Origin of the sequence: Bacillus sp. JJ1503, from assembly GCF_036965125.1 — a bacterium.
In the GTDB taxonomy this organism is placed as follows: Bacteria; Bacillota; Bacilli; order Bacillales; family Cytobacillaceae; genus Cytobacillus.
Map to the genome: position 1 here is coordinate 1 of NZ_JBALOZ010000274.1, position 7,670 is coordinate 7,670.

Annotated in this window: 12 protein-coding genes; 4 read left to right on the forward strand and 8 right to left on the reverse strand. The window is 39.0% G+C overall.

The genetic code is table 11. The features are described from left to right. The first annotated feature begins 14 nt into the window (after positions 1-14). Positions 15-107 carry a hypothetical protein gene (locus V7149_RS19810; protein ID WP_335347325.1) on the forward strand — a complete coding sequence of 31 codons (93 nt, stop codon included), beginning with the start codon at positions 15-17 and terminating at the stop codon, positions 105-107. 104 nt (positions 108-211) lie between these two features. Here the strand turns inward: V7149_RS19810 and V7149_RS19815 are convergent, their stop codons facing one another. The 4 genes from V7149_RS19815 to V7149_RS19830 form a co-directional block, all read right to left on the reverse strand. After that, on the reverse strand, positions 212-991 hold the full coding sequence (locus tag V7149_RS19815; RefSeq protein WP_335347315.1) for a 2-keto-4-pentenoate hydratase: 780 nt from the start codon (positions 989-991) through the stop codon (positions 212-214). 21 nt (positions 992-1,012) lie between these two features. Next, positions 1,013-1,198: a 2-hydroxymuconate tautomerase gene (locus V7149_RS19820; RefSeq protein ID WP_315666670.1), complete on the reverse strand. Its 186-nt coding sequence runs from the start codon at positions 1,196-1,198 to the stop codon at positions 1,013-1,015. Between the two features lie 163 nt (positions 1,199-1,361). Next, entirely contained in the window at positions 1,362-2,141 is a 780-nt protein-coding gene (locus V7149_RS19825) for a DODA-type extradiol aromatic ring-opening family dioxygenase (RefSeq protein WP_335347316.1), read from the reverse strand. Positions 2,142-2,168: 27 nt separating this feature from the next. After that, complete coding sequence (locus tag V7149_RS19830; protein WP_335347317.1) at positions 2,169-2,813, reverse strand: alpha/beta hydrolase; 645 nt, start codon at positions 2,811-2,813, stop codon at positions 2,169-2,171. Between the two features lie 276 nt (positions 2,814-3,089). Between V7149_RS19830 and V7149_RS19835 the strand changes: the two genes are divergently transcribed. After that, positions 3,090-3,629 carry a helix-turn-helix domain-containing protein gene (locus V7149_RS19835; RefSeq protein ID WP_335347318.1) on the forward strand — a complete coding sequence of 180 codons (540 nt, stop codon included), beginning with the start codon at positions 3,090-3,092 and terminating at the stop codon, positions 3,627-3,629. 109 nt (positions 3,630-3,738) lie between these two features. On the opposite strand, the gene V7149_RS19840 is transcribed toward V7149_RS19835, so the two are convergent. Then, entirely contained in the window at positions 3,739-4,119 is a 381-nt protein-coding gene (locus tag V7149_RS19840) for a VOC family protein (protein ID WP_335347319.1), read from the reverse strand. A 56-nt stretch (positions 4,120-4,175) separates the two neighbouring features. Continuing rightward, positions 4,176-5,072 (reverse strand): GNAT family N-acetyltransferase, encoded by an 897-nt coding sequence (locus V7149_RS19845; protein ID WP_335347320.1) that lies wholly within the window; start codon positions 5,070-5,072, stop codon positions 4,176-4,178. 84 nt (positions 5,073-5,156) lie between these two features. Between V7149_RS19845 and V7149_RS19850 the strand changes: the two genes are divergently transcribed. Further along, on the forward strand, positions 5,157-5,348 hold the full coding sequence (locus V7149_RS19850) for a hypothetical protein (protein WP_335347321.1): 192 nt from the start codon (positions 5,157-5,159) through the stop codon (positions 5,346-5,348). On the opposite strand, the gene V7149_RS19855 is transcribed toward V7149_RS19850, so the two are convergent. Beyond that, the gene (locus V7149_RS19855; RefSeq protein WP_335347322.1) at positions 5,345-6,007 is read right to left on the reverse strand and encodes a CoA transferase subunit B; all 663 of its coding nucleotides are present in this window, start codon (positions 6,005-6,007) and stop codon (positions 5,345-5,347) included. The genes V7149_RS19850 and V7149_RS19855 overlap by 4 nt on opposite strands. Positions 6,008-6,025: 18 nt before the next feature. Continuing rightward, positions 6,026-6,715: a CoA transferase subunit A gene (locus V7149_RS19860; protein ID WP_335347323.1), complete on the reverse strand. Its 690-nt coding sequence runs from the start codon at positions 6,713-6,715 to the stop codon at positions 6,026-6,028. A gap of 256 nt (positions 6,716-6,971) precedes the next feature. On the opposite strand from V7149_RS19860, the gene V7149_RS19865 reads away from it, so the two are divergent. After that, positions 6,972-7,670: LysR family transcriptional regulator (locus V7149_RS19865; RefSeq protein ID WP_335347324.1), on the forward strand; the 699-nt coding region annotated here is incomplete at its 3' end.

Genomic DNA, 7,670 nt, shown 5'->3' on the forward strand with positions numbered 1-7,670 from the left:
AATTAACTGACCTGATTGGCTCTCTATCCGATTTAACTTCAGGCAGCGGAGATAAAGGAACACCGATTATCTTTATCCAAGGATATTTTGATAACTATACGAAATAAGACTAATTAAAATAAAACTAGATGCCAAGCAGTTTACGGCATCTAGTTTTTTTCCATTATTAGTGGGGTATAAATTTTGGCTTAAGCCTTGCCTTTAATCATGATTAACGAATATAAAGTGATATTTCACTCATTCCCTCAAATTTTGAAGTCACATGATCGCCTTTCGTTAACAAGATCGCCTCTGTGATTCCTCCAGTGAAGATGATAGAGCCTTTCGGGATTTTGCCCTTTCCTTGGCAAAATAGCATATTGGCTAACATCGCAACAGAGTTGGCTGGATTGCCTAAAACGTCCGCACTTGTCCCACTAGCTTTTATTTCCCCATTTATAGATAGTGTAACCCCAATCTTTTCAAGATCGAATTGTTTAGGATCGAAAACTTTATTTCCCATAACAACCCTAGAGGCAGATGTATTATCTGCAACTACATCAGGCAGCTTAAACTTAAAATTTTCATACCGGCTATCAATGATCTCAAAAGCAGGCTGAATTCCCTTCGTTTTGGCCATCACTTCTGCTCCTGTAACCCCTGGCCCTTCAATATCTTCACCAAGTATAAAGGCAATTTCCGCCTCCACTTTCGGATGAATGAATTCCTCTATGAAGATTTCCCCCTTGTCATGTACTCTCATATAGTCAAACACTGCCCCATAGATCGGCTGGTCTATATTCATTTGCTTCATCTTTGCTTCACTGGTTATACCCATTTTATAAGCAAAAAAGGTACTTCCCTGATTCTTCTTTATTTGGATTAGCTCGTCTTGAACAAGATAGCCCATAGATAAATTAAACTCAGGGAGTTGAGAGGTAATACAGGAAGTTGCATAATTGTTTTCTTCAGCACTTACTAGCATTTCAGCCAGCTGTTTGTAATTAATCAAAAGAATCCTCCTATCCCAATTCTACATCTCGCTTTTTAATTGATCTCCGACTGCATAATAATTTTTTGGAACTTCGTTTACGTAAACACGGATGGTCGATAAAGGGGCACCAAGTGATTCATGAACCGTACGGGCTACATCGCGAATGCATTGTTCAACTGCTTCTGGTTCTCTTCCCTCGAGCAGAGTAATTTGAATAATCGGCATCTTGCTTCCTCCTTCTATTAAAAAAGACGGCATTACCTCCATTTGAAGTAACGCCATCCAGTATTAAGCGGCTTTGCTATTTTGACTATTATTTTCTGACCTATTAAACATCAATTGATCAAGTGCAAACATTTTACTGCCGTTGATTTTTCGTAAATATATCTCAGCCAAATTGCCAAACACTATGACTAAGATTTCCATATCGGTAGCTGCGGTGTAATAGTTTTGCTGTTTTCTGATCATCTGCCGCACCCATTGCGTAGAAGATCGGCACAAAATGCTCATTGCCATATGGCGGAACTGCTAAACTAGCGGCAGGTGCTAATGACTGATACTTGTAAAGTGATGCTAGGTCCCAATTTTTCAAATGACTTGCCAGCCACTCGTCAAAATTTAATGCCCAATCATCTACTTCTCCATTATCTGCCCAATTCAGCGCTCTTAGATTATGAACCGTTCCCCCACTGCCGATGATTAAAACATCCTTCTTCCTTAACTCCGCTAAGGATTTCCCAATCTTATACTGCTCCTCTGGTGAAAGCCGCAGATTAACGGACATCGAGATGACAGGAATGTCGGCATTTGGGTACAGTAACCTCAGAACTACCCATGCTCCGTGATCTAAACCGCGCTTGGCATCAACTTCATAAGAGATCCCCTGTTTCTCAAATAACTCTTGAATTTCCTTCGCAATCTCCTGATCTCCCTTTGCCGGATATTGAATGCGAAACAATTCTTCAGAAAATCCGCCAAAATCATAGATTGTGCTATATTGATCGACATTGCTCACTTTTTGAGCACTTGACTCCCAATGAGCTGAAAATAAAATAATCGCCTTTGGTCTTGGCCATGTGCTGCCTAATTCATTTAAAAACTGAGTATACTCATTTGTCTCAATGGCTATTAATGGCGCTCCATGAGCAATAAAATATGATGGAAGCATAATATCATCTCCTTTGTGAGTAATCTGTTATTTCTTTAATGAATCCTGCAGCCACTTCATGTAATCCTGAAAGTTTTGCAAAGATACGGTATGTCCTTCTTGATACGTTTTAAACGTGACACTTGCACCTAATGCTTGAAAATACTCTTTATTTGCGACTCCCCACTCATATGGCAGTACTTGATCCATTTCTCCATGAGAAATAAATAGGGACATATGATTCACTGGTTTTACGTTATAATCCTCTTTGACGAATCCGGGAATATATCCGCTTAAGGCAATAATCCCCTTAATTCTCTCCCCTAATGTCAAACCGAGTGTCATCGAAAGGATTGCTCCCTGGCTAAAGCCCATTAAGTAAAGCTGGCTTGAATCTAAAGGATACTGATCAGACGCATACTCAATAAAACTCGTCAGGTTAGTAATCGCTTGATCAAACACCTCTCTATGCGGTCTTCCATAGCCTTGAATCGTAAAGAAAGCAAATCCAGGCGGATGCTCCAAATGACCCCGAATACTAAAAATAAAAAATTCCTCTTCTAACCCATTTACCAATGACAGCATGTTTTGCTCGTTGCTTCCGATTCCATGCATCACAAAAAGGGCAGGATAAGTTTTATTAGGAGCAACCTCTTTCGGCCGACGAAGCTCATAAACCATCGGTGAATTCATTTCTCATCATCCATTCTATTTATTTTTATTTGCTAGTAGCTTTCCTCTATTGATCAGACCTAATCAACAATTTGTTTTAAATCGNNGTTTCTAAATAGATAAATTAGATTCATATAAGAATACTAAAAGATAAAAAAATAATACTAAGTAAGCTTTTGTATTCCCATATGAATATTAATTGTCTATAAGATAACAATACCTATAGTAGATTGTCAATATTTTTTTTGCTAAGATAGAATTATGTTTTTTATTAGGAAACATTAGAGGGTGGTTCATTTGGAAATTGGATCAAAGATACGTGCCATACGTAATAGAAAAAAAATTACCATAGCTCAAATGTGTGAGGGCACTGGACTATCTAAAGGATTTATTAGCAACGTGGAAAATAATAATACATCTCCATCCATAAGCACTTTGCAAACTATTGCAGGCTTTCTTGGGGTACCTTTACCTTACTTATTACTAGAAAAACAGCAGCATATGAGAGTAGTAAGGAAAAATGAAAGAATGTACTCTACTTATAACAATCTGAAAATAGAGCATGTGACATCCAAAGGCGGTCTAAGAATGATGCTGGTGGAATTTCCCCCTGGAGCTTCGATGGGGGAAGCAAATGCCCATGAAGGGGAGGAAAGTCATTTAGTACTGGAGGGTAAGGTTCTTGCCGAGCAGGGCGAGGACTCCATCATCGCAGAAGAGGGAGACTCCTTCAGTTGGAATGCCAGCTGCCCACATTTTGTGAAAAATATTGGAGATGGAAAAGCAGTTGTACTAATATCGATCTATTCAGATTCTGAGCTCAATGATTTTTTCTAGTTACTGCGGTCAGTTTCTATTCTTAATAAAAAAAGTGACCATATATGAAAGAACTGCACCCCCAATTTTAGACACGATATCTAAAATTGGAGGTGCAGTTCAATAGCGGTCACTTTTTTTCCATGATGGCAAAGTAATTTTTCTCATCATCAGCAAAGTTAAATACTCTGCCTGAAGGCATGTTTACAATTTCTCCTACCGTGACATGTTTATCAGAAAGATCTTTATACAATTGATCCAGGTTTTCCGTGAAGAACATTAACGATGGAGTGCCAAGATTTAATTCCGGCTGCATTTTGGCTATTAACTCCTTATTGTGAAGAACAATACTTGTTTCCGCTCCCTGTGACGGAGCAATTTCAATCCATCTCAATCCCTGGCCATTATCTTGATCAGAAACTACGATAAATCCGACCTTTTCTGTCCAAAATTTCACTGATTCCTCTTGATTATTAACGTATAACATAATTTGACCGACTTGTGTAACCATCTACATATCATCCCTTCAGTTTATTATGGAACATGGTCCCAATTGTATTATGTTATTTATAACAAATTATACTTATAACATGCAACGGCATGAACCTGTTCAAATCCCTCTTGAACATATAAAGCTTTTGCCCGTTCATTTTCAGCATTGACGCATAGGAACGTCCTATTATAGGATTTCTTTTTAGCAAAATCCAGCGCCGCTCTTAAAAGACTTCTGCCAAGACCTTGTCCTTGATAATCTGGCAGGATGGCAAGTGGTCCAATATTCATAATCGGAGAATCTTCATACTCATCCTTAGATCCCCTGACAACACCTATAGGTTTTTCCCCATGATACAATATTTTCATTCCATCTTCTATATAATCACTGGCTGAAATCATTTTCGTAACCATTTCTGGTGTGACGGGCGTTTCACTCCCCTGAAGTTTAGCAAACCCCGCATTTCTGACTTCACACCACACTTCTTCATCCATGCCTGGTCTAAACGGTCTTATTTCATAATTGCTCGGCAAAGCGAAAGGGGGAATCTCTAAATCTCCTCTGACAAGCAGGTAAGAATATCTTTCTACTGTAAAATCTAATCCAGCTATACTCTTCATTAATGGCTCATTTTCCAAAGGGATAAATACAAAGACTTGATCTAATCCTTCTGTATGTTTTTTAATCGCCTGCATGAGCAAACTGTAACATTCACTATCCGCTATTTCCGAATGGAAAATTCTAAATCGTGCCTTCTTTCCTCTTCTATGATAATCATCTATGATTAGAGAAGCAGCCGCTACTATCTTACCTGTTTGATCTGAAATGATGTAAGTAGGATTTTCATCATTTACTTCAAAACTCGCTAAATCTTCATCATATAGATATGAATCATCTATCTCCATTTTATGTTTCTTACAATAAGAAATGAAATCTCCAATTCTCCCGCTATTTAAATATTCTACTTTCAAATGGTCTCCCCCCTTAATCTCAAGAACCCTTTCTTTACCCAGTATAATTAATTTATCTAAAAATTAGAATGGGGGAAAAAAGATATGGCAGCTTTAAATGAGGACCTCAATGTTGATTTCATTTCTTATCTTACGAGTGATAGGGGGTACTTCCGTTATTTTGCTTACTACAGGTTGCGCGAAGCCCTATTTATGGAAAAAAACAAGGCATTCCCGGCAGATCAAAAACTAAAAGGTGAAAGGGTTTATCCCTTTCACCTTTTTACATTTCATTAAAATGCTTCTAGCTTAACATCATCAGCTATTTCAAGCTTTGGCTCTGTTACGGCGACAATATCATCAATGGTATAGCCCTTTGCCACTTCAACTAATTTTAAGCCGTTTTCAGTTACATCAATCACGGCACGGTCCGTAATAATACGGTTTACAACACCCATACCTGTTAACGGTAAGGAACACTCATTTAATATCTTCGGCTGCCCATCTTTATTCACATGGTCCATTATGACGATAATTTTTTTGGCACCATGCACGAGGTCCATTGCACCGCCCATCCCTTTAATCATTTTCCCAGGGATCATCCAATTGGCAAGGTCACCCTTCACAGAAACCTCCATTCCGCCAAGAATGGCAATATCAATATGGCCTCCGCGAATCATCGCAAATGATTCTGCGCTGGTGAAGTATGAAGCTCCTTTAATGGCCGTAACGGTTTCTTTTCCGGCATTGATTAAATCAGGATCGACCTGATCTTCCGTTGGATAAGGCCCAATGCCTAGCAGCCCATTTTCCGATTGTAAAACGACCTGCTTCCCTTCTGGGATATAATTGGCAACCATCGTTGGAATTCCAATTCCTAAATTCACGTAGAAACCGCTTTCAATTTCTTTTTCAGCACGTCTCGCAATTTTTTCCCTCGTTGATGTTTTGGACATAATCTTCACTCCTCTCTTCTATTTTTGTACTGTTAGTCTCTCAATCTTTTTCTCTTGATTCCCAACAATTAATGCTTGAACATAAATACTAGGTGTGTGAATTTGATCGGGATCCAGTTCCCCAACTTCAACTAATTTCTCCACCTCAGCTATTGTTACTTTTCCAGCAGCAGCAATCATCGGGTTGAAATTTCGGGCCGTCTTGTTATACACGAGATTGCCCATTTTATCCCCGATGGAAGCCCGAACTAAGGAAAAGTCTGCTGTCATCCCTCTTTCAAGCAGGTAAGCTTTCCCGTCAAACTCGCGGACCTCTTTTCCTTCTGCAATAGGTGTTCCCACCCCGGCCGGAGTATAGAAAGCTGGTATTCCTGCTCCGCCTGCTCGAATTCGTTCAGCCAATGTTCCTTGTGGGACAAGCTCTACCTCAATTTCACCGGAAAGCACCTGCCGTTCGAACTCCTTGTTCTCCCCGACATATGAACCAACCATCTTTTTGATCTGTTTATTTTTCAAAAGTAAACCAAGACCCCAATCATCAACGCCGCAGTTATTGGAGATAACTGTAAGATCCTTTACTCCTGTTTGCACTAATGCCAGAATTAAATTCTCTGGAATCCCGACTAATCCAAAGCCCCCAACCATTATGGTTGCACCATCTTTAATGTCCTTTACAGCTTCAGTAAATGATGTAAGAATGGTTTTCATTGCTTCACATCCCCTTTAAGTTTTTCAATAATGTCTATTGCTCCTTGACCGGGCTAATCCGAGACGAACCTTACCTATCTTCGCTAGATTTCTAGCCGCGCCTGCACCAATGCCAAAAGGCAATTAACTCACTGTTAACTATTTTGAAAATTCACAAATTACCTATATAATTAATACTTTACAGCCATCATTTCTATAAGTAAAATGAATAAATCGAATATAAATTATGAACAATCAGAATAAATAGGAGGCAACTATGGAACTGCAAGACTTAAAGTCTTTTATTGAAGTAGCTGTGCATAAAAGCTTTACGAAAGCGGCTGCCCATTCTTACTTAACACAGCCTTCCTTAAGTAAAGCAGTCAAAAAATTAGAGGAAGAGCTGCAAGTTACACTATTTGATCGTTCAACTAGACATTTGCACCTCACCGATGCAGGAAAAATTGTTTTTCAACACGGCCAAAAGGTTCTCGCTACTTTAAACGAATTAAATGTCCATTTAGATGAACTACGGGAGATTACTTCAGGTGAAATTAAAATCGGCATTCCTCCGCTAATTGGGACCTTATTTTTCCCCAAAATCGCCAGCGATTTTAACAAGCAATATCCAAAGGTCTCGCTTGAATTGATCGAACACGGCGCCAAGCTTATTGGATCATTAATTGAAAATGGAGAAATAGACCTTGGAATTGTTGTATTGCCAGCCAATGAGGAAAAATTTAATATTTACCCCTTCATACAAGATGAATTTGTCTTGTATATCCAGGAGGATCATAAGCTTGCGGGCAGAAATTCAGTATCCTTACATGAATTAAAGGATGAAAGGTTTATCATTTTTTCAGAAGACTTTACCTTACATGACTATGTAAAAGATGCATGCAAAAAAGCAGGGTTTACCCCCGCTATTTCCTACCAAAGCTCACAATGGGATCTCATTATCGAACTTGTCTCATCG

Coding starts and splice junctions, on each gene's coding strand:
- V7149_RS19860 (WP_335347323.1), bottom strand. CDS start 6,715: ATGAAAACCATTCTTACATCATTTACTGAAGCTGTAAAGGACATTAAA.
- V7149_RS19825 (WP_335347316.1), bottom strand. CDS start 2,141: ATGCTTCCATCATATTTTATTGCTCATGGAGCGCCATTAATAGCCATT.
- V7149_RS19840 (WP_335347319.1), bottom strand. CDS start 4,119: ATGGTTACACAAGTCGGTCAAATTATGTTATACGTTAATAATCAAGAG.
- V7149_RS19830 (WP_335347317.1), bottom strand. CDS start 2,813: ATGAATTCACCGATGGTTTATGAGCTTCGTCGGCCGAAAGAGGTTGCT.
- V7149_RS19820 (WP_315666670.1), bottom strand. CDS start 1,198: ATGCCGATTATTCAAATTACTCTGCTCGAGGGAAGAGAACCAGAAGCA.
- V7149_RS19850 (WP_335347321.1), top strand. CDS start 5,157: ATGGCAGCTTTAAATGAGGACCTCAATGTTGATTTCATTTCTTATCTT.
- V7149_RS19855 (WP_335347322.1), bottom strand. CDS start 6,007: ATGTCCAAAACATCAACGAGGGAAAAAATTGCGAGACGTGCTGAAAAA.